The 20097-nt window shown below is 60.4% G+C and carries 19 protein-coding genes; 12 read left to right on the plus strand and 7 right to left on the minus strand.

Features of this window, described 5'->3' with window-relative positions; all coding sequences use genetic code 11:
* Window positions 1-224: 224 nt before the first annotated feature.
* On the minus strand, window positions 225-1037 hold the full coding sequence (locus FXO12_RS05475; protein ID WP_057977274.1) for a bifunctional 2-polyprenyl-6-hydroxyphenol methylase/3-demethylubiquinol 3-O-methyltransferase UbiG: 813 nt from the start codon (window positions 1035-1037) through the stop codon (window positions 225-227).
* Window positions 1038-1191: 154 nt separating this feature from the next.
* On the opposite strand from FXO12_RS05475, the gene FXO12_RS05480 reads away from it, so the two are divergent.
* The 3 genes from FXO12_RS05480 to FXO12_RS05490 all read left to right on the plus strand — a co-directional run bounded on the left by FXO12_RS05480 (window position 1192) and on the right by FXO12_RS05490 (window position 5551).
* Window positions 1192-2430, plus strand: a complete 1239-nt coding sequence (locus tag FXO12_RS05480; RefSeq protein ID WP_057977272.1) for an MFS transporter — start codon at window positions 1192-1194, stop codon at window positions 2428-2430.
* Window positions 2431-2572: 142 nt separating this feature from the next.
* On the plus strand, window positions 2573-4159 hold the full coding sequence (locus tag FXO12_RS05485; RefSeq protein ID WP_003191057.1) for an ABC-F family ATPase: 1587 nt from the start codon (window positions 2573-2575) through the stop codon (window positions 4157-4159).
* 219 nt (window positions 4160-4378) lie between these two features.
* Window positions 4379-5551, plus strand: coding sequence for an MFS transporter (locus tag FXO12_RS05490; protein ID WP_057977270.1), 1173 nt, complete (start codon window positions 4379-4381; stop codon window positions 5549-5551).
* On the opposite strand, the gene FXO12_RS05495 is transcribed toward FXO12_RS05490, so the two are convergent.
* Window positions 5545-6582: a dienelactone hydrolase gene (locus FXO12_RS05495; RefSeq protein WP_160049586.1), complete on the minus strand. Its 1038-nt coding sequence runs from the start codon at window positions 6580-6582 to the stop codon at window positions 5545-5547. The two genes, FXO12_RS05490 and FXO12_RS05495, sit on opposite strands and share 7 nt — an antisense overlap.
* A gap of 191 nt (window positions 6583-6773) precedes the next feature.
* Window positions 6774-7385: an FMN-dependent NADH-azoreductase gene (locus FXO12_RS05500; RefSeq protein ID WP_034127345.1), complete on the minus strand. Its 612-nt coding sequence runs from the start codon at window positions 7383-7385 to the stop codon at window positions 6774-6776.
* 125 nt (window positions 7386-7510) lie between these two features.
* Here FXO12_RS05500 and FXO12_RS05505 point away from each other — a divergent pair, with 125 nt between their 5' ends.
* Entirely contained in the window at window positions 7511-8419 is a 909-nt protein-coding gene (locus FXO12_RS05505; protein WP_014718355.1) for a LysR substrate-binding domain-containing protein, read from the plus strand.
* Window positions 8416-8772, plus strand: a complete 357-nt coding sequence (locus tag FXO12_RS05510) for an MmcQ/YjbR family DNA-binding protein (protein WP_054895937.1) — start codon at window positions 8416-8418, stop codon at window positions 8770-8772. Before FXO12_RS05505 ends, FXO12_RS05510 begins: the two co-directional genes overlap by 4 nt.
* On the opposite strand, the gene FXO12_RS05515 is transcribed toward FXO12_RS05510, so the two are convergent.
* The gene (locus tag FXO12_RS05515) at window positions 8761-9144 is read right to left on the minus strand and encodes a DUF1294 domain-containing protein (RefSeq protein WP_057977267.1); all 384 of its coding nucleotides are present in this window, start codon (window positions 9142-9144) and stop codon (window positions 8761-8763) included. The two genes, FXO12_RS05510 and FXO12_RS05515, sit on opposite strands and share 12 nt — an antisense overlap.
* Window positions 9141-9971: an undecaprenyl-diphosphate phosphatase gene (locus FXO12_RS05520; protein WP_044273643.1), complete on the minus strand. Its 831-nt coding sequence runs from the start codon at window positions 9969-9971 to the stop codon at window positions 9141-9143. Before FXO12_RS05520 ends, FXO12_RS05515 begins: the two co-directional genes overlap by 4 nt.
* 226 nt (window positions 9972-10197) lie before the next feature.
* Between FXO12_RS05520 and FXO12_RS05525 the strand changes: the two genes are divergently transcribed.
* The 3 genes from FXO12_RS05525 (at window position 10198) to FXO12_RS05535 (ending at window position 13117) form a co-directional block, all read left to right on the plus strand.
* On the plus strand, window positions 10198-11832 hold the full coding sequence (locus FXO12_RS05525; RefSeq protein ID WP_054921941.1) for a methyl-accepting chemotaxis protein: 1635 nt from the start codon (window positions 10198-10200) through the stop codon (window positions 11830-11832).
* A gap of 200 nt (window positions 11833-12032) precedes the next feature.
* On the plus strand, window positions 12033-12596 hold the full coding sequence (gene pnuC / locus FXO12_RS05530; protein ID WP_034127339.1) for a nicotinamide riboside transporter PnuC: 564 nt from the start codon (window positions 12033-12035) through the stop codon (window positions 12594-12596).
* Window positions 12593-13117: an AAA family ATPase gene (locus FXO12_RS05535; RefSeq protein ID WP_057977265.1), complete on the plus strand. Its 525-nt coding sequence runs from the start codon at window positions 12593-12595 to the stop codon at window positions 13115-13117. The genes pnuC and FXO12_RS05535 overlap by 4 nt, the downstream gene beginning before the upstream one ends.
* A gap of 119 nt (window positions 13118-13236) precedes the next feature.
* On the opposite strand, the gene ggt is transcribed toward FXO12_RS05535, so the two are convergent.
* Window positions 13237-14961: a gamma-glutamyltransferase gene (gene ggt / locus FXO12_RS05540; protein ID WP_057977263.1), complete on the minus strand. Its 1725-nt coding sequence runs from the start codon at window positions 14959-14961 to the stop codon at window positions 13237-13239.
* A 201-nt stretch (window positions 14962-15162) separates the two neighbouring features.
* On the opposite strand from ggt, the gene FXO12_RS05545 reads away from it, so the two are divergent.
* Window positions 15163-16308, plus strand: a complete 1146-nt coding sequence (locus tag FXO12_RS05545) for a MalY/PatB family protein (protein WP_057977261.1) — start codon at window positions 15163-15165, stop codon at window positions 16306-16308.
* Window positions 16309-16362: 54 nt separating this feature from the next.
* Here the strand turns inward: FXO12_RS05545 and FXO12_RS05550 are convergent, their stop codons facing one another.
* Window positions 16363-16578 carry a molybdopterin-binding protein gene (locus FXO12_RS05550; RefSeq protein ID WP_003173733.1) on the minus strand — a complete coding sequence of 72 codons (216 nt, stop codon included), beginning with the start codon at window positions 16576-16578 and terminating at the stop codon, window positions 16363-16365.
* 377 nt (window positions 16579-16955) lie between these two features.
* Between FXO12_RS05550 and FXO12_RS05555 the strand changes: the two genes are divergently transcribed.
* The 3 genes from FXO12_RS05555 (at window position 16956) to FXO12_RS05565 (ending at window position 20049) form a co-directional block, all read left to right on the plus strand.
* Window positions 16956-18206 carry a ribonucleotide-diphosphate reductase subunit beta gene (locus tag FXO12_RS05555; protein ID WP_032892020.1) on the plus strand — a complete coding sequence of 417 codons (1251 nt, stop codon included), beginning with the start codon at window positions 16956-16958 and terminating at the stop codon, window positions 18204-18206.
* A 148-nt stretch (window positions 18207-18354) separates the two neighbouring features.
* Entirely contained in the window at window positions 18355-18843 is a 489-nt protein-coding gene (locus FXO12_RS05560; RefSeq protein ID WP_054895944.1) for a DUF1289 domain-containing protein, read from the plus strand.
* Between the two features lie 285 nt (window positions 18844-19128).
* Complete coding sequence (locus FXO12_RS05565; RefSeq protein WP_057977259.1) at window positions 19129-20049, plus strand: class I SAM-dependent methyltransferase; 921 nt, start codon at window positions 19129-19131, stop codon at window positions 20047-20049.
* The last annotated feature ends 48 nt before the right edge of the window (window positions 20050-20097 follow it).

Consider the following 20097-nt stretch of genomic DNA (forward strand, 5'->3'; position numbering starts at 1 on the left):
GGTTGGAACGCGGGGCGTCAGGCAGATAGGCGGTGGCTGGCAGGCCGTTACGGGAGCAAGCTCCCTCGCCACAGGTGGACATATAAGACGTGGCTATCCGATTTGATCACGGCATTTTCACAAGGCCTTCACTTTTCGACCTATAAGGTCAGGCCTACCTACTCCAGTGAATCACTTGGCCCGCCCTCTCCTCGCGGGCCTTTTTTTGCGTGCGCAAACCTTGATTAGCCATTACGCCTGATCGCTGTCATGGTAAAGCACAGGGGCAGTTGCGCGGCCTGATGCTCATATTGATCGTAGAGTTCTTCCCGGTTGGAATGCGGGTATTCCTGCAAATGAGCGATCTGCATCTGCGCTGCGATAGCCCCGCTGACCACACTGCCCAGGGTATGTACATACCAATAGGAGGTCGGCCCGGGCCGCTCATCCTTCCCTTCATAGACAATTGCCTCCTGCAGCACAAAGGGTTCACGCTGGAAGTAAGAACTGGCAGGCAGCATAGGTTTGGCCCCACAGGGGTCAAACATCTCAAGAAAGGGATGGGTTTCGTACATGACCAACGTACCGCCGGGCTTCAGCACACTGGCAACCTGGCGCATGAACAACGCTACATCCGGCATCCAGCCCAGCACGCCGATGGTCACCAGGGCAATATCGAACCGTGCCTGCAAACGCTCGGGCAAATGGTGGATATCGGTCTCAATGAACTCAGGGCTGTGTGGCGAGGCCTCGGCCAACTCCCGCGCCTGTTCAAGAAACGCCCGGGATTGATCAACCCCCACCACCGAACGGGCGCCCAAGCCATACAACGAAAGGCTTTCGCGCCCGTTGTTGCAGCACAATTGCACCACGTCCTTGCCCACCACGCCGACCTCTTGCAGCAAGGTGGTGATGGTCGGGTCAAGGCAGGAAAAATCAGGCTCGGCTACCGAGTCCAGCAGTGCCGCCCAGGTCGCGGTGTCTTTATGCAACCCGGCGGATTCGTCCCAGGCATTTCTATTGCTGGCGATCGCCTCTTGCGCTGAGGGCATGTCCATTGCTTCTCCAGAAATTCATTCCAGTGGGCTTCGGAAAGTAAATTAAATGCGCGCAGGAGGAAACCCTGGCCCACCGCGAAACTTATCGCCCAGCCCACCGGTCATTATCCCAACGCGCGCTCAGCCCCTGAACGCCGCTCTTGAAGGTCGCACCGTGGCCCGTCATTCAGACCTGCGCATCGCTTTATCCCTGGACAGCCTGAACTTCTTTCTTGCCGATGTGCGCGACGGTCTCGGACCGTACCTGGCGATCTATCTGTTGGCCGTCCATCAATGGGAGCCGGCCAGCATTGGCGTGGTCATGACCCTCGCAGGCATCGCTGCCTTGCTGACCCAAGGCCCCGCGGGTGCGCTGATCGACCGCACTCGCAGCAAACGCGCGGTGGTTGCCATTGCCGCGCTATTGGTGACGGGCAGTTGCCTGATGCTGCCTTTCGTCAGTTCATTTGGCTGGGTGGCGCTGACCCAAGCTGCCAGCGCCGTAGCTGCCTCTGTCTTTGCTCCGGCAATTTCCGCCATTTCGCTGGGGATCACCGGGCCGCGTGCCTTCACCCGGCGTACCGGGCGCAACGAGACTTTCAACCATGCCGGCAATGCCGTGGCCGCATTGCTGGCCGGCGGGCTGGCCTACCTGTTCGGGCCGGTGGTGGTGTTCTACCTGATGGCGTTTATGGCCGTCGCCAGTGTCATTGCGGTCAGTTGCGTGCCGGCCGAGGCGATTGACCATGAGGTCGCCCGTGGTTTTGATCCGGCCCATCACACCGACCACGAACAGCCCTCGGGGCTTAACGCGCTGCTCACCAACCAACCGCTGCTACTGTTCGCCATCTGCTGCGCACTGTTTCACCTGGCCAATGCCGCGATGCTGCCGTTGGTCAGTCAGAAACTGGCGCAGATCAATCTGCAGATGGCTACCCCGCTGACTTCAGCCTGCATTGTCGCCGCACAGTTGGTGATGGTGCCGATGGCCTGGCTGGTCGGGCTCAAGGCCGATATCTGGGGGCGCAAGCCACTGCTGCTTGCCGGTTTCCTGATACTGCCGTTGCGTGGCGTGCTCTATACCCTATCCAGCGACCCATATTGGTTGGTAGCCGTGCAGATGCTCGACGGTATCGGCGCTGGTATTTTCGGCGCCCTGTTCCCGGTAATCGTCAAGGACCTTACCCAAGGCACTGGCCGCTTCAACGTCAGCCTGGGCGCCCTCTCCACCGTATTCGGCCTGGGCGCGGCACTCAGTAACAGCCTGGCCGGCTTCGTGGTGCAGCAGGCTGGCTACAACGCGGCCTTCCTGACGTTGGCAGCGGTTGCAGCCGCTGCCTTGATGCTGTTGTGGCTGGCTATGCCTGAGACATTGGCAAAACCATCCTTCGCTCGCCATACAACTGTCGCCTGACATATGCGACAATGCGCGCCAAATTCCAACACACATCCCCAATTTTGTGTTCAGCGACCGGGTTTCGCGCCTTGATGTCGCTGTTGACGCATGCCTGAAGGCACCTGCCGTCACGCTCGCAACCCATTGATAGGTAAAGTAATTGATCTCCACAGCTAACATCACCATGCAGTTCGGCGCCAAGCCGCTCTTCGAGAACGTCTCGGTCAAGTTCGGCGCCGGCAACCGCTATGGTCTGATCGGTGCCAACGGTTGCGGCAAGTCGACCTTCATGAAAATCCTCGGTGGCGACCTCGACCCGTCCGGCGGCCAGGTCATGCTGGAGCCGAATGTGCGCTTGGGTAAACTGCGCCAGGACCAGTTCGCCTACGAAGAATTCACCGTGCTCGACACCGTGATCATGGGCCACGAGGAGCTGTGGAAGGTCAAGGCCGAACGCGACCGCATCTACTCGCTGCCGGAAATGAGCGAAGAAGACGGCATGGCCGTGGCCGAGCTGGAAACCGAGTTCGCCGAGATGGACGGCTACACCGCCGAATCCCGCGCCGGCGAGCTGCTGCTGGGCCTGGGTATTCCCCTGGAACAGCATTTCGGCCCGATGAGCGAAGTGTCCCCAGGCTGGAAGCTGCGCGTACTGCTGGCCCAGGCGCTGTTCTCCGACCCGGAAGTGCTGTTGCTCGACGAACCGACCAACCACTTGGACATCAACACCATCCGCTGGCTGGAAAACATCCTGACCCAGCGCTCCAGCCTGATGATCATCATCTCTCACGACCGTCACTTCCTGAACAGCGTGTGCACCCACATGGCTGACCTGGACTACGGCGAGCTGCGCCTGTTCCCGGGCAACTACGACGAGTACATGACCGTGGCGACCCAGTCCCGCGAGCAATTGCTGTCGGACAACGCCAAGAAGAAAGCGCAGATCTCCGAACTGCAATCCTTCGTCAGCCGCTTCTCGGCCAACGCCTCGAAAGCCAAGCAGGCGACCTCCCGTGCCAAGGCGATCGACAAGATCCAGCTGGCCGAAGTCAAGCCGTCGAGCCGTGTGAGCCCGTTCATCCGTTTCGAGCAGAACAAAAAGTTGCACCGCCAGGCGGTCATGGTCGAAAAGATGGCCAAAGGTTTTGACGGCAAGCCACTGTTCAAGGATTTCAGCTTCCAGGTTGAAGCCGGCGAGCGCGTGGCGATCATCGGCCCCAACGGTATCGGCAAGACCACCCTGCTGCGTACCCTGGTCAACGAACTGACCCCGGACGCCGGCAGCATCAAGTGGACCGACGCCGCCGAACTGGGCTACTACGCCCAGGACCACGCCCACGACTTCGAAGACGACGTGAGCCTGTTCGACTGGATGGGCCAGTGGACCCAAGGCGAGCAAATGATTCGTGGCACCCTGGGCCGCATGTTGTTCTCCAACGACGAAATCCAGAAGTCGGTCAAAGTGATCTCCGGTGGTGAACAAGGTCGCATGCTGTTCGGCAAGCTGATTCTGCAAAAGCCCAACGTGCTGATCATGGACGAACCAACCAACCACTTGGACATGGAATCCATCGAGGCGCTCAACCTGGCGCTGGAGAACTACCCGGGCACGCTGATCTTCGTCAGCCACGACCGCGAGTTCGTATCGTCCCTGGCCACCCGCATCATCGAGTTGAGCCCAAGCGGCGTGATCGACTTCAGCGGCACCTATGACGACTACCTGCGTAGCCAGGGTGTGGTGTTCTAAGAACAGCACTTAGCTGCAAGCAAAAGCCCTGTCCCTGTGACAGGGCTTTTTGCATACGCTCTACTACTGTAGGAGCGAGCTTGCTCGCGAAAAACCTGAGGACGCCGCGCAGAATCAGGCAACCCGCGTTATCGTTGACGTTCTTCGCGAGCAAGCTCGCTCCTACAGTAATGCGGGATATGCCATGATGCTTTACCGCCCGCCAGCGATTGAGTATTCATGCCTGCCGCCCCCTCCTCCCTGTCGATCACCCTGCAGATCGTTTCCATCGTTTTCTACACCTTCATTGCCTTTATCTGCATCGGCCTGCCGATAGCGGTGATTCCAGGCTATGTGCACGAGCAACTGGGTTTCAGCGCCGTGGTGGCCGGGGTGACCATCGGTTCGCAGTACCTTGCCACACTGCTCAGCCGTCCGATGGCCGGGCGGATGTCGGATAACGTCGGTACCAAACGCGCGATCGTGCTAGGCCTGGCCGGCATTCTGATCAGCGGTGTACTGACCTTTATCGCCACGCTGCTGGAAAGTCTGCCGAGCTTGAGCCTGGGTATTCTGATCGCCGGTCGCCTGTTACTCGGCGTGGCCCAGGGCCTGATTGGCGTGGGGACCATCAGTTGGTGCATGGGCGCGGTGGGCGCCGAGCACACCGCACGCTCGATTTCCTGGAATGGCATCGCCTCCTACGGCGCGATTGCGATTGGTGCGCCACTTGGCGTGGTGATGGTGGCTGATTACGGCTACACCAGCCTCGGTCTTGCCCTGGCGGTGTTGGCGTCGTTGGGACTGGTGCTGATCCGCAATAAACCGTCGGTGCCGGTGGTACGTGGCGAGCGGCTGCCGTTCTGGGCGGTGTTCGGGCGTATCTCACCGTTCGGCGCCAGCCTGTGCCTGGCTTCGATTGGCTACGGCACGTTGACGACCTTTATCACCCTGTATTACCTGAATCGTGGCTGGGCCGGTGCGGCGTATTGCCTGACGGTATTTGGTGTGTGCTTTATTCTCTCGCGCCTGGTGTTTATCTCCGCCATCAGCCGGTTTGGCGGGTTCACCGCCGCCATCGCCTGCATGATCATCGAAACCCTGGGCCTGACGCTGCTGTGGCTGGCACCGTCTACCAGCGTGGCCTTGATCGGCGCAGGGTTGACCGGTTTTGGTTTGTCACTGGTTTACCCGGCGCTCGGCGTGGAAGCTATCAAGCAAGTGCCGGACAGCAGCCGCGGCGCGGGGCTGAGTGCGTATGCGGTATTTTTCGACCTGGCCCTGGCGATTGCCGGGCCGTTGATGGGCGCCGTGGCGTTGAATCTTGGCTACGGCTGGATATTCTTCTGCGCCGCGTTGCTGTCGGTCAGCGCGCTCGCGCTGACCGTACTGCTCAGGCGCCGCGCCTACTGATCAGCCGTCTGCAGGCCGGCACGCGTTGCCTCACCGAGGGTGCGACTGAAAAAGCGCCCGGCCTCGGAGACCATATCGCGGTGAATCCCTTCGCGGTCGATACCATCGGCATCGGTGCAGATGCCTGGCATTGTCGCCAGTTGATCACTGTCGCACGGGGCCATGAATACAAAGTGCCCTGCCCCGGCCAACAGCTTGAAGTCCGGCGGCTCTGGCAGTTTGCGCGCCAGGGCGGCGGCGTTTTTGTCCACTGCCACCAACTGGTCGCCATCGCCACTGTAGAGCAGCACTGGCACATGCACGTCCGCCAGGGTATGGCGGCCAAACATCAAGCTCAGCGGCGCCATCAGCATCAACGCATGGATGCGCGGGTCAGCCTGGGGTTGCAAGTCGTCGCGATCAACCACCAACTCGCCCTTGGTGGTGCACGCGTCGCGGTCTTCGGGGCGTTCCTGGCAGTAGCGGCGCAGACGTTCGAAATCCGGTTTGGCGCCCGCCAGGATCAATGCCGTTTCGCCACCGGCGGAATAACCGATGACGCCGATCTGATCGACATCGACAAAGGGCGACAGCATCGGATCGGCCAGGGTGGCGGTGATCGCCTGGGATATCTGGATCGGCCGGCCATACAGATTACTTACGGTGCCCAGGCGGCTGTGGTCCTTATAGTTGTCGCCGGGATGCAGGACCGCCACCACTACGAATCCCTTACGCACCAGTGACGTAGCCAGATCGTGCAGGGCCAGGGGCGTGCCGGTGTTGCCGTGGGACAGCATCAGCATCGGAAAACGGCCGATAGCAACCTTGGCATCTTCACTGGCCGCGACCTGATAGGCGCCCAGCGGCGTGGTGCGTTCGGTATCGGTGGAAGGGTAAAACGCGATGGCCTTCATCGGCTGCGAATCCAGCGGGTCGAGCACACTCATGCGATGAAACCCCACACTCCAATGGGGGTGCGGTGCCGGCGCGGCGAGCACTGAAACCAGGCCGCCCAACAGCGAAAGTACCAAAACAGCACAAAGACGCATCATGGGGACGTCCACCTTTGCTGCACAAGAACCGGCCTGTCGAATAAAAAGTCCAGGGTATCGAAGGGATGTGTGCATAACCTGGGCCACAACGAAAAAACTCCGTACTCCGCTCGCGTTCAGGCGATCAGAATACAGAGTTTAGGCGCTCGGTTTCAGAATGAAACCGAGGACAGGGCAAATTTACATAAGCCTTACGCAGCGGCGAACAGTTGCTCGTTGATGCGCACGTTGGCGTCGCTCATGGCTTTGCTGCGCACTTCATCACCGTAGGCCAGGCCTTCAGCGCGCACGATCTCAATGTCGGTGATGCCCAGGAAGCCGAACAGCAGCTTCAAGTAGCCTTCGTGGGCAGCGCCCGAAGCCTGGTCGGCATGCAGGCCGCCGGCGGTGGAGACAATAATGACTTTTTTGTTGCCGCACAGGCCTTCAGGGCCGGCTTCGGAGTAACGGAAGGTCTGGCCGGCCACTGCGATGCGGTCGATCCAGGCTTTCAATTGGGTTGGGATGGTGAAGTTGTACATCGGCGCACCGACTACCACCGCATCGGCGGCGAGAAACTCAGCCAGCGACGATGCACTCAGTTCAGCCTCGTGCTTTTGCGCCGCATCGCGCAGTTCCGCAGCAGTGCCCAATGCGCCCAAGGTAGCGCCGGAGAAATGGTTGATGCCTTCGCTGGCGAGGTCGCGGTAGGTCACTTCCACACCCGGCTGCGCGGCTTGCCATGCCTTGACCACACCGGCGCTGAGCTGACGGGAGGCCGAGTTGTCGCCGAGGATGCTGGAATCGATGTGCAACAGTTTCATGATGGATCTCCGAGGTGGGATCGACAGTGGCGATCAGATGGTGGTGATGCTACGCATGAAACCAATGGTCGATAAGCCAGCTGAAATGCGATAGTTTGTCCCACTGACAGGACAATAGGCCCACCATGCAAGACCTCAACGACCTCTACTATTTCGCCAAAGTCGTCGAAGCCGGCGGTTTTGCTGCGGCTGGCCGGCTGCTCGGCATTCCCAAATCCAGGCTTTCACGGCGCATTGCCGAACTGGAAGACCGCCTGGGTGCACGCTTGCTGCAACGCACCACCCGGCAACTGACGCTCACCGCCGTCGGCGAACGCTACCTGCGCCACTGCCAGGCCATGCTGCTTGAAGCGGAAATGGCCGACGAGGCCGTGGCCAGTATGTCCAGCGAACCACGGGGGCGCTTGCGGGTCAGTTGCCCGGTGGGCCTGGCCCAGCAGATCCTGCCGGAGCTGGTAGCCGGTTTTTTGGCCGCGCACCCGTTGGTGCAGTTGGACATGACCCTGGTGAATCGCCGCGTCGACCTGGTGGCCGAAGGCATTGATGTAGCGCTGCGCGTACGCGAACTGGGCGACGAAGACCCGTTGCTGGTCACCAAACGCCTGCGCCAGGCGCATACCGTGCTGGTGGCCAGCCCCGTTTTCATGCGTGAGCGGCGGGTCGAAACCCTGGAAGACCTCAAGCAGTTGCCAATCCTTGGCGCACTCGAGGCGGACCGAATGGTGCACCAACGCATCATCGACCCCCAGGGCAATATGCACGAGCTAGTGATGGAGGCGCGCCTGGGCATCGAAGACTTTATCGTGCGCAAGGCCAGCGCAATGATGGGTGTGGGCTTTACGGTGCTGCCAATGATGTACTGCGAAGAAGAACTGGCCAGCGGCCGGCTGGTGCAACTGCTGCCGCAATGGTCATTGCCAGGCGGCTGGCTGCAGGCGGTCTACCCGCACCGGCGCGGCGTGCTGCCGGCCATCCGGGCCTGGATCGACTATCTGGAAGAAGGCTTCAAAGGCTGTGGAGATCGGCTGTTATGAGCATGACGGAAGAACAAGTCGCACGTTTCTGCCTGAGCCTGCCAGGCGCACGGGAAGACTATAAATGGGGTGGCGTGCGGGTGTTCTCGGTTGCTGGCAACAAGATGTTCGCCTTGCAGAACCTGCGCGGTGAGTCGCTGGCCTTCAAGGTCGACAAAGAACTGTTCCTGGGTCACGTCGACCGCCCGGGCATTCACCCGGCGCCTTACCTGGCGAGGGCGCAGTGGGTCATCATGAACACGCCCTACCCTTTGGGCGCAGAGGAACTGCGTGGCCTGTTGCAGCGCTCCCACCAGTTGGTGGTGAGCAAGCTGCCCAAGCGCACACAGATTGGCTTGCGGCTAGAGGATTGACAGCAAGGTGCCGTCGAGGAACAGCTGGTCCAGCCAGAACACCTGGTGCAACAGCACAATCACCCAGAACAACACCTGGTAAGACACCTTGCGCGTCTTGTGCCGGAACACCTGTTGGGCGATCAACGCCCCTGGCCAACCGCCCGCCAACTCCACCGCATGCAGGATGTTTTCCGGGGTGCGCCAGCCTTCGGTCTGCGCCTTGCGCTTATCGCTCCAGTACAAGAAGAACGCCACCACGCTGACCACGCCATAGGCCATCAACGGAATTACCGTTTCGCCGCGGTACCACAGCAACGCAGAGCCCAGCAGCGGCGCGGCACACAGCAGTACAAAGATCAGCGCCTTCAGGCGTGGGTGCTGGATAGTCATGGCTTGACCGCAGTCCAGTCGATCCAGCCGAACTGCCAGGTCGCCAGGATCACCAGGCCGAACGCAATGCGGTACCAGGCAAACGCCGCGTAGCTGTGGCTGGCGATGAACTTGAGCAGGGCCTTGACCGCAATCATGGCGAAGATGAACGAGGTGACAAAGCCAATGGCGAACACCGGCAGGTCCGCGGGCTGGAACAGGTCACGGTATTTATAGCCCGAGTACACCGCCGCACCGACCATGGTCGGCATCGCCAGGAAGAACGAGAACTCGGTAGCTGTCTTGCGCGACAGGCCGAACAACAGGCCGCCGATGATCGTTGCACCGGAGCGCGAAGTGCCCGGGATCATCGCCAGACACTGGGCCAGGCCGACCTTGAGGGCGTCTTTCCAGGTGATGTCGTCGACGGTTTCAGCCCGCACTGCATGTTGGCGGCGCTCGGCCCACAACATGATCACGCCACCCACTACCAGGGCAGTCGCTACAGTGATCGGGTTAAACAGGTAGTGCTTGATCAGGTCGGCAAAAATCACCCCCAATACCACCGCCGGCAACACGGCGATGATCAGGTTGACGGTAAAGCGCCGGGCCTTGGGCTGGGTCGGCAGGCCAATGACCACGTCAAAGATCTTGCGTCGAAACTCCCAGACTACCGCCAGGATCGCGCCCAGCTGGATGATGATATTGAAGGCTTCGAAACGCTCGCCGCCAAAATTGATCAGGTCGGCGACGATGATCTGGTGGCCAGTGCTGGAGATCGGCAAGAACTCCGTAAGCCCCTCGACGATGCCGAGAATCAATGCCTGTATGGCGGTCCAAAAATCCATGCTGTCTCCAAAGGTCATGCGCGTGGCATGCCTCATAGTCTTTTTTAAGTTCACTGACGACGAGCGCACACAAGCGCCCGCGGTTGATTCTCAACGCCGGTCTGCAAAAATTCCGTGAAAAATCAGGCAGTACTCAGGTTTTTCGATTCCGGGCCGAAAGCCTATCAGACACGCCGGAAATCTCGAAGCAGCACCACAATTATAAAGAGCAGGGAGTGACAGGACGATGAACAGTTTGCGCAGCATGTCGATCAGCCGCCGCCTTTGGCTGATCCTGATAGTCGCCGTGTTGATGCTGCTGGCCTTGGGGCTGTTGATGCTCAACCAGATCCACGGCGACCTCTACCAGGCCAAGCGCCAGCAGACCCAGCACGTGGTACAGACCGCCAGTGGCGTACTCAGCTATTACCAGAACCTGGAGAAAACCGGCGTACTGACCCGTGACGCCGCGCAACAACAGGCCCTGAGCGCGGTGCGCGGCCTGCGTTATGACCACGATGATTACTTCTGGATCAACGACCTCACCCCCGTGATGATCATGCACGCGGCCAACCCCAAGCTCGACGGCCAGAACCTCTCGGCGATTCGCGACCCGGACGGTTTCGCCGTGTTCAACGAATTCGTGAGCCTGGCCAAGGCCAAGGGAGCCGGCATCGTCAACTACCGCTGGCCGAAGCCCGGCGCCGAAGCGCCGGTAGAGAAAACCTCGTACATCCAACTGTTCGAGCCCTGGGGCTGGATTATCGGCTCCGGGGTCTACGTGGACGATGTGCAGGCTGAATTCAGGGGCCAGGTGTGGAAAGCCTCGGCCATTGGCCTGGGCATTGCGTTGATGATGGCCGTGCTGGTGGTGTTGATCGCTCGCAGCATCGTGCAGCCGTTGCAGGCGGCGGTGAATGCCATGGGTAATATCGCCAGCGGCGAAAGCGACCTGACCCACAGCCTCGACACCCACGGTCGTGACGAACTGACCGCACTGGCCCAGCACTTCAATAGCTTCACCGCCAAGCTGCGCCAGGTTGTCGGCCAGTTGCAGGTGTGCGCGAACGCCCTGGGCCAGTCGTCCACCGAGCTGGGCCACAACGCCAGCCAGGCCCATGACCGCAGCCAGCAGCAATCGCAGCAGATGGAACTGGTGGCCACCGCCATCAATGAAGTCACTTACGGCGTGCAGGACGTAGCGAAGAATGCCGAACACGCCGCCAGCGAAATGCGCGATGCCCAGGCTCAGGCACAACAGGGCCAGGTCAACATCGACGGCAGCTTGCAGCAGATCGACCAGCTCTCCACCACCATCAACCAGGCTGTAGAGGTGATCCGCACACTCTCCAGCGAAAGCACGCAGATCGGCGGGGTACTGGAGGTGATCCGCTCCATCGCCGACCAGACCAACCTGCTCGCCCTCAACGCCGCCATCGAAGCCGCCCGCGCCGGGGAGCAAGGCCGTGGGTTTGCGGTGGTCGCCGATGAGGTGCGGCTGCTGGCCCAGCGCACGCAGAAATCCACCGCCGAGATCCAGGTAATGATCGAGCGCCTGCAAGGTCACTCGGAAGCGGCGGTCAAGGTCATCAGCGACAGCCACAGCGCCTCGCAACTGACCATCGAGCAAGCCGGCCAGGCCGGTGCAAGCCTCACCGCCATCGGCCAGGCACTGCACAACCTCAACGGTCTGAACGCCTCGATTGCCAGCGCCACCCTGCAGCAGGCCCATGTGGTGGAAGACATCAACCAGAACGTCACCCAAGCGGCCGGGCTGTCCCACAGCACGGCGCTGGCGGCGGAGCAATCGAGCGTGGCGAGTGCGCAGTTGCGTGGTTTGAGTGAGCAGCTTGATGGGTTGCTGCGCCAATTCCGAATCTAGCGCTGATTGGCCTTTTGTAGGAGCGAGCTTGCTCGCGAAAAACCCATAGGCACCGCGGTTATTCAGACAATACGCGGTAACCTTGACGATCTTCGCGAGCAAGCTCGCTCCTACAAAGGGCAATGACGCATTGCTGTGTTTGATGATCGGTGAGCTCTGGGTACAATCACCGCCCTCTCCCACTCTCCCAAGGATCCACCATGTCCGGGCTTGAACTGTTCGCCGCCGCCCTGGGGGTGATCGCTGTCTGGCTGACGGTCAAACAAAACCCCTGGTGCTGGCCCATCGGCCTGGTGATGGTGTTGCTCTACACCTGGGTGTTTTTCGAGGTCAAGCTCTACTCGGACATGCTGCTGCAAGTGGTCTACGCGGCGCTGCAAGTTTACGGTTGGTGGCAGTGGACCCGCGCTGGCGAGGTCAAGCAAGGCCGCCAGGTCACCAGCCTGAAAGCGCCGGCAATCATGGCCAGCCTGGCTGTGGGCGCCGTCGGCAGTCTGCTGCTGGGCGCCGCCATGGCCCACTGGACTGACGCCGCCCAGCCCTGGCTCGACGCCGCCCTCACCGGCTTCAGCCTGGTCGCGCAGATGTGGATGGCGCAAAAACGCGTGCAGTGCTGGCCGTTGTGGATTGTGGTGGATGTGATCTTCGTCGGTCTGTTCCTCTACAAAGGCCTCTATCTCACGGCTGCACTCTATGCATTGTTTACCGTGATTGCCGTGCAAGGCTGGCGCGAGTGGCGCGCCGACCCGGCGTTACGCGCATGAAAGTGGTGGTATTGGCGGGCCCCGAATCCAGCGGCAAGAGCTGGCTGGCGGCGCAGTTGCACGCGCGCTTCGGCGGGTTGATGGTGGGGGAATATGTGCGGTACTTCATCGATCAGCATCAGCGCGACACCACCCTGGCGGATATCCCGGCCATTGCCCAGGGCCAGTTGGCCTGGGAGGATGCCGCCCGCGCCAAACGCCCCGCCTTGCTGATCCTCGACACCCACCTGCTGACCAACAAGCTCTGGAGCCAGACCCTGTTCGGCGACTATCCCGGCTGGCTTGATGACGAACTTCTGGCGCGGCATTACGACCTGCACCTGCTGCTCTCACCCGAGGATGTGGAATGGAGTGCCGACGGCCAGCGCTGCCAGCCGGAACTGGCGGATCGCCGGGCGTTTTTTCAGGCCAGCCTGGAGTGGATGCAGGAGCATCGACAGCCGCTGGTGGTGATTGGCGGGGATTGGGAACAAAGGCGCCAGGCGGCATTTGCCGCAGTAACCCAGCTGCTCAAGCCCTGACACTCTTCCCTGTGGGAGCGGGCTTGCTCGCGAATGCTCTGTATCAGCTAGCACAGGCATAGACTGACCCACCGCTTTCGCGGGCAAGCCCGCTCCCACATTTCTTACCGTACCAGGCGTTAGTAGCCCAACGACAACCCCGTATTGCGTCGCGGGTCATTGGCCCCATAGAAGCGGTTGTTACCCACCGGCTTGCCATCCAAAGAAGGCGCACCGACCAGGATCGCCGCCAAATGGTTGGCATCTTGCGGACCTGCAAACTTATGGCCCCAGCTCTCGAGAATCTTCTGGGTATCCGGGCTCACGGCAAACGTCTCAAGGTTGGTGGTCTCAGGCATCCACTGCTGGTGGAAGCGCGGCGCGTCCACGGCTTCCTGGATATTCATCTTGTAGTCGATGACATTCAGGATGGTCAGCAAGGTGGCGGTGATGATGCGGCTGCCCCCCGGTGTACCGACCACCATCACCGCCTTGCCGTCCTTGGTGACGATGGTCGGGCTCATCGACGACAGCGGCGCCTTGCCCGGTGCGATGGCGTTGGCTTCGCCCTGTACCAGCCCGTACATGTTCGGCACGCCGACCTTGACGGTGAAGTCGTCCATTTCATCGTTGAGAATCACCCCGGTCTTGCTCGCCATCACCCCGGCACCAAACCAGTCGTTGAGGGTATAGGTCACCGAGACCGCGTTGCCCCATTTGTCGACGATGGAATAGTGGGTGGTGTTATTGCCTTCATGGGGCGATACACCCGGTTTGATTGCCTGGGAATCACCGGCCTTTTGCGGTTCGATCGCCGCACGTAGCTTGGCCGCGTAGTTCTTGTCCAGCAGATGCTCGATGGGGTTCTTCACGAAGTCCGGGTCACCGAGATAGCTGTTGCGGTCCACGTAGGCGTGGCGCATCGCTTCGATCTGGTAGTGCAGGCCCTGGGCCGAGTGATAGCCCAGATCGGCCATCGGGTAGCCTTCGAGGATATTCATGATCTGGCAGATCACCACCCCGCCGGAGCTGGGTGGCGGCGCCGAGACCACATGGTAGCCACGGTAGTCGCACTCGATGGGGGCCAGTTCGCGGGTTTTGTAGGCGTCGAGGTCGGCCTGGGTGATGATGCCTTTGCCGGCCTGGCTGGAATCCACTACAGCCTTGGCGACCCAGCCTTTATAGAAACCGTCGGTGCCCTTGGCCGAGATTTCCTTGAGGGTCTTGGCCAGGTCCTTCTGCACCAGCTTCTGGCCTACCTGCATCGGCTCGCCGTTATGCAGGAAGATGCCACGCATATCCTGGTCTTTTTCGAACTCACCGGTGGCGGTGTGCAACAGGTCGATATCGCCCTGCTCCAGCTCAAATCCGTTTTCCGCCAGCTGGATCGCCGGGGCAATCACTTGGGCGCGCTTGAGGGTGCCGTATTTGCTCAGGGCCAGCTCCATGCCGGACACCGTGCCCGGTACGCCGACCGCCAAATGGCCTTTGGCGCTGAGGCCCTCGACCACATTGCCGGCCTTGTCGAGGTACATATCGGCCGTCGCCGCCAACGGGGCTTTTTCGCGGAAGTCGAGGAAGGTCTTGCGCCCGTCCGCCAGTTGCACCGTCATGAAACCGCCACCGCCCAGGTTGCCCGCCGCCGGGTACACCACCGCCAGTGCGTAACCCACTGCCACCGCCGCATCGACCGCGTTGCCGCCGGCCTTGAGCACATCGACCCCCACATGGGTTGCCAGGTGCTGGGCCGTGACCACCATGCCATTTTCACCCGCAACCGGGGCTTGGGAAGCTGCATGCACCCCGTTGACCGTTAATACCAGCGCGGTAGCAATCAAGGTGTGACTCAAGGGTTGGTATTTCATCCATGGCTACTCTGATTATTGAGATGCACCAAAATAGCCCCTCGCTGATTCAATCCCCAGCGCAATGGCGTTTTTATTACAGAACTTGTCGGTCATGGAACGCACACCGCTGTGCAAGGCGGCAATCAGCTCTGGCCTATAAAATTAATGGCGCTAGAATCGGCGCCATTCTTTCGCCGCCGCCCTGATACGAGCCTGTCCATGAGCTTTGATTTCGACACGATCCACCCACGCTTCGATACCGGCAGTACCAAGTGGAGCCGTTACCCGCAAGATGTTCTGCCGATGTGGATCGCCGACATGGACATCGCCGCGCCGCCCGCCATTTTGCGCGCCCTGCACGCGCGCCTGGACCAGCAGATTCTCGGCTACAGCGTGGCCGGCCCGGACGTGCGCGACGCCATCGTCGCTGACCTGTGGGCCAAGTACGCCTGGCGCGTGCAGCCCGAAGAACTGTTGTTCCTGCCCGGCGTCGAGCCTGGCTTCAATATGGCCCTGCACGCATTCGTCCAGCCCGGCCAGGCGGTGGTGCTGCAAACCCCCAACTACCGGCCGATTCGCCTGGCGCCGGGCAACTGGAATCTGCCACGCATCGAAATGCCGTTCGAGTTGATCAACGGCGAATACGTCACGCCTATGCCTGCGATGCGCCAGGCATTGAGCGGTGCCGGTGCGTTGCTGCTGAGTAATCCGCACAACCCCATCGGCAAGGTATTTCCCCGGGAGGAACTGACGGCGGTAGCCAATGCCTGCCTGGAAGCTGGCGCGCTGATCATCAGCGACGAGATCCACGCCGAGCTGTGCTTCGACGGCCGTCGCCACATCCCCACCGCCAGCCTCAGCCCCGAGATTGCCCAGCGCACCATCACCCTGATGTCGGCGAGCAAGGCTTATAACGTGGCCGGCTTGAAGACCTGCTTTGCGGTGGTCCAGAACGCGGCAGTGCGCGAGCGTTTCAATAACGCGCGCTGCGGCATGGTCGACAGCGTCAGCCCCCTGGGCCTGGAAGCCACCCGTGCCGCCTACAGCGAATGCGCCGACTGGCTCAGCGCGCTGGTGCCGTACCTGCAAGCCAACCGCGACTACCTGCTCGATGCCGTAAAGACCCGCTTGCCTGGTGTGGTGATGCATGCACCACAGGGCACCTTCCTGGCGTGGCTCGATTGCAGCGCTCTTGGCCTGGATGACCCGCAGCAGTTTTTCCTTGAGCAGGCCAAGGTCGGCATGAGCGCGGGGATCGAATTCGGTGATGACAGCCAACAGTTCGTGCGCCTGAATTTCGGTTGCCCACGGGCGATGCTGGAGGAAGGGATACAGCGCATGGAACGAGCCTTGCGCCAGCGCTAACCTCCCGGTGGAGCATTCGTGGGAGGGCAGGCAATCCCCTCCCACATTATTCATTCACAACTTGGCGATGGACACTTCAGTCGATTTCACGAAGGCAATCACTTCACTGCCCACCTTCAATTCCAGATCACGCACCGAACGTGTGGTAATCACCGACGTCACAATGCCAGACGCGGTTTGTACGTCGATTTCCGACACCACTTCCCCCAATAGAATCTCCTTGATCACGCCTTTGAACTGGTTGCGCACGTTGATCGCTTTGATGGTCATGTCGGCTTTCCTTTTGGCTGTTGGGTCAATCCGCACGAATGCGCAGGCCCTCAAATTGCGCCTCGATAGAAAAGATTAAAAGGAATAAATATCTATTTATCTATTCCATAAAGACATATGAAGTAAATATTCTTCGTCCCCCATCTGCCCGGCGCCCAACGTTCGGCAGCGACTTATAACCGCACATCTTGTGCGTTGACCAACCTTGTTACACACCATATAGTGTGCCCACAAACAAAACAGACCACTACATAGTGTGCAGAATCGGTATTTACCGACCACACTCAGCGCAGTATTTCAATGCCTGGTAGCCTGCAAATCGCACATTTTTTGGACGGGTTGAACACCGTCAGAACGGATCAGAAGGGAGTATTTCAATGCTGAGTTGGGATGAAGTCGATAACGAAGACACCGGTGCAGCGGTGATCAAAGGCGCCAACGCCGGCCACGCCACCGAAGCCAACATGGACCGCCTCGACGGTGCCGGCGCCGCTGCCGCCGTGGAAGCCCGCGCCGTCACCGCCAACGACTCCGCCGCCATCGTGCGCGCAAAGGCCGCCCTGGACAAACTCGACGTCGCCGAAGGCCTCGCCGAACTCGAAGGCGCCTCCGCCCGCGTCGCCGTTGACGAAAAGCGCATGATCAACTGCCGCGCCGACCTCAACCAACTCGTGCCATTCAAGTACGACTGGGCCTGGCAGAAGTACCTCGACGGCTGCGCCAACCACTGGATGCCGCAAGAGGTCAACATGACCGCCGACATCGCCCTGTGGAAAAACCCCGAAGGCCTGACCGACGACGAACGCCGTATCGTCATGCGCAACCTGGGCTTCTTCTCCACCGCCGACTCCCTGGTGGCCAACAACCTGGTGCTGGCCGTGTACCGCCTGATCACCAACCCGGAGTGCCGCCAGTACATCCTGCGCCAGGCCTTCGAAGAAGCGATCCACACCCACGCCTACCAGTACTGCATCGAATCGCTGGCCATGGATGAAGGCGAGATCTTCAACATGTACCACGAGATTCCATCGGTCGCCAAAAAGGCCGCCTGGGGCCTGAAGTACACCCGCTCGATCTCCGATCCGAAGTTCGAAACCGGCACCGTCGACACCGACAAAGAACTGCTGCGCAACCTGGTCGCCTACTACTGCGTGCTGGAAGGCATCTTCTTCTACTGCGGCTTCACCCAGATCCTGTCCATGGGCCGCCGCAACAAAATGACCGGCGTGGCCGAGCAGTTCCAGTACATCCTGCGCGATGAGTCGATGCACCTGAACTTCGGTATCGACGTGATCAACCAAATCAAAATCGAAAACCCACACCTGTGGGATGCCGAGATGAAAGAAGAAGCGACCCAGATGATCCTGCAAGGTACGCAGCTGGAGATCGAATATGCGCGGGATACCATGCCGCGTGGGGTGTTGGGCATGAATGCGGCGATGATGGAAGACTATCTGAAGTTCATCGCAAACCGTCGCCTGTCGCAGATCGGCTTGAAGGAAGAGTACCCAGGCACGACTAACCCGTTCCCGTGGATGAGCGAGATCATGGACTTGAAGAAAGAGAAGAACTTCTTCGAGACCCGTGTGATCGAGTATCAGACCGGCGGCGCGTTGAGCTGGGACTGAATCAACACGAACCAATAAATGTGGGAGCGGGCTTGCCCGCGATAGCGCTGTATCAGTCACGGATGTACCCACTGACACACAGCTATCGCGGGCAAGCCCGCTCCCACATTGGCTATTGATGATCCATAGACTTTGCAAGCAAGCCTTTATGCCCAACCAAACCATCAAAACCCCTTGCGTCGGCCTGTGCTCCACCGTCTACGGTGACTTGGTCTGTCGGGGCTGCAAGCGCTATCACCACGAGGTGATCCAGTGGAATGGCTATAACGCCGAGGAAAAACAGGCGGTGTGGCTGCGTCTGGAACAACTGCTGGTACAGGTAATGGCCAGCAAGCTGGAAGTGTTCGACCCGCACTGCCTGCGACAGCAGTTGGAAGCGCGCAAGATTCGTTTTATGCCGCACCAGTCGCCGTATTGCTGGGCATACCAGTTGATTGCACGGGGTGCGCGGGTGATTTCCAGGCTGGATGCCTATGGTTTGACGCTGTTACCGGAGTTTCGTGAACGCCACCTGGCGGATTTGCGCGATGCGATAGATCGAGAGTTCTTTTTGCTGTCCGAGGCACATTACGAACGCTATATCGCCCCGGTTTTTTTGAAAGAGTCATTCGGGCCGGCGCTGATTGCCACGCGCTGACCCAAATCGCAAACACTGCGGGAACGCGGTACAACGCTGGACCTGTGGCGAGGGAGCTTGCTCCCGTGACGGCCCTGACAGCCGACGATGATCCAACTCACGCTCCGCGATCCAAAGTAGATAAGCGTCGACTATCAGCCCGTCATCGCAGGCAAGCCAGCTCCCACAGTTGGATGCCGGGGCTTCAGGTATATATGGGTCGGCTGTCAGGCCGCCATCACGGGCAAGCCAGTTCCCACCCAATTGTGTTTAAAATGCCGCCCGCCCGATGACTGACGCTTAACGATGAACCCAGACGCACTCGCTACCCTGCACGCCCACTTGCTCACTGCCCTGGCTGACCCGCCTGCGGAAACCCGGCGCCTGTTCCATGGCCGTGGCCGTTGCTGGCCGGGCTTGGAACAACTGACGGTGGACTGGCTGCAAGGGGTGGTGCTGGTTGCTTTGTTCAAAGAAACCGAGCACCTGGATGCCCTGAAGCACACGCTGTTGCAGATCGAGTGGAGCCGTTTCGGCGTGCATACCGTGGCCCTGCAACACCGCTACTTGCCGCAAAGCACCACCGAATGGCTGGTGGGCGACGCCATCGACGAGCTGACCATCACCGAGGGCGGCCTGCGCTACCTGATCGACCTGGGTAAAAAACAGAACAGCGGGCTGTTCCTCGACATGCGTTACGGGCGCAACTGGGTGCGCGAACAAGCCCAGGGCCAGCGTGTGCTGAATTTGTTTGCCTATACCTGCGGTTTTTCCGTAGCCGCCATCGAAGGCGGCGCCGACCATGTGGTGAACCTGGACATGGCCCGTGGGGCCCTAAGCCGTGGCCGCGACAACCATCGCCTGAATGGGCACGACCTGAGCCGGGTGAGCTTCCTGGGCCACGATCTGTTCAAGTCCTGGGCCAAGGTGACGAACAACGGCCCTTACGACCTGGTGATCATCGACCCGCCCTCCTTCCAGAAAGGCAGTTTCCTGCTGACCAAGGATTACCAGCGCGTGCTGCGCCGCCTGCCGGACTTGCTCAGTGCCCACGGCACCGTGCTGGCATGCATGAACGATCCGGCCTTCGGCGAGGACTTCCTGATCGACGGCGTGACCCGCGAAGCACCGGGCCTGCGGTTTGTACAGCGGCTGGAAAACCCACCGGAATTTCCCGACATTGACCCGCAGAGTGGGCTGAAGGCCCTGGTGTTCCGTCAGGGTTGATGCCGAAACATCCTACGCTTGCTACGCTAACGGATACGCCGGGCGGTG

It is taken from the genome of Pseudomonas sp. J380 (genome assembly GCF_009827115.1).
Lineage (GTDB): Bacteria > Pseudomonadota > Gammaproteobacteria > Pseudomonadales > Pseudomonadaceae > Aquipseudomonas > Aquipseudomonas paracarnis.

Bases quoted from the DNA above. Each gene is read 5' to 3' on its own strand.
- FXO12_RS05475 (WP_057977274.1), bottom strand. From the start codon at position 1,037: ATGGACATGCCCTCAGCGCAAGAGGCGATCGCCAGCAATAGAAATGCC.
- FXO12_RS05490 (WP_057977270.1), top strand. From the start codon at position 4,379: ATGCCTGCCGCCCCCTCCTCCCTGTCGATCACCCTGCAGATCGTTTCC.
- FXO12_RS05495 (WP_160049586.1), bottom strand. From the start codon at position 6,582: ATGATGCGTCTTTGTGCTGTTTTGGTACTTTCGCTGTTGGGCGGCCTG.
- FXO12_RS05500 (WP_034127345.1), bottom strand. From the start codon at position 7,385: ATGAAACTGTTGCACATCGATTCCAGCATCCTCGGCGACAACTCGGCC.
- FXO12_RS05505 (WP_014718355.1), top strand. From the start codon at position 7,511: ATGCAAGACCTCAACGACCTCTACTATTTCGCCAAAGTCGTCGAAGCC.
- FXO12_RS05510 (WP_054895937.1), top strand. From the start codon at position 8,416: ATGAGCATGACGGAAGAACAAGTCGCACGTTTCTGCCTGAGCCTGCCA.
- FXO12_RS05515 (WP_057977267.1), bottom strand. From the start codon at position 9,144: ATGACTATCCAGCACCCACGCCTGAAGGCGCTGATCTTTGTACTGCTG.
- FXO12_RS05520 (WP_044273643.1), bottom strand. From the start codon at position 9,971: ATGGATTTTTGGACCGCCATACAGGCATTGATTCTCGGCATCGTCGAG.
- FXO12_RS05525 (WP_054921941.1), top strand. From the start codon at position 10,198: ATGAACAGTTTGCGCAGCATGTCGATCAGCCGCCGCCTTTGGCTGATC.
- pnuC (WP_034127339.1), top strand. From the start codon at position 12,033: ATGTCCGGGCTTGAACTGTTCGCCGCCGCCCTGGGGGTGATCGCTGTC.
- FXO12_RS05535 (WP_057977265.1), top strand. From the start codon at position 12,593: ATGAAAGTGGTGGTATTGGCGGGCCCCGAATCCAGCGGCAAGAGCTGG.
- ggt (WP_057977263.1), bottom strand. From the start codon at position 14,961: ATGAAATACCAACCCTTGAGTCACACCTTGATTGCTACCGCGCTGGTA.
- FXO12_RS05545 (WP_057977261.1), top strand. From the start codon at position 15,163: ATGAGCTTTGATTTCGACACGATCCACCCACGCTTCGATACCGGCAGT.
- FXO12_RS05550 (WP_003173733.1), bottom strand. From the start codon at position 16,578: ATGACCATCAAAGCGATCAACGTGCGCAACCAGTTCAAAGGCGTGATC.
- FXO12_RS05555 (WP_032892020.1), top strand. From the start codon at position 16,956: ATGCTGAGTTGGGATGAAGTCGATAACGAAGACACCGGTGCAGCGGTG.
- FXO12_RS05560 (WP_054895944.1), top strand. From the start codon at position 18,355: ATGCCCAACCAAACCATCAAAACCCCTTGCGTCGGCCTGTGCTCCACC.
- FXO12_RS05565 (WP_057977259.1), top strand. From the start codon at position 19,129: ATGAACCCAGACGCACTCGCTACCCTGCACGCCCACTTGCTCACTGCC.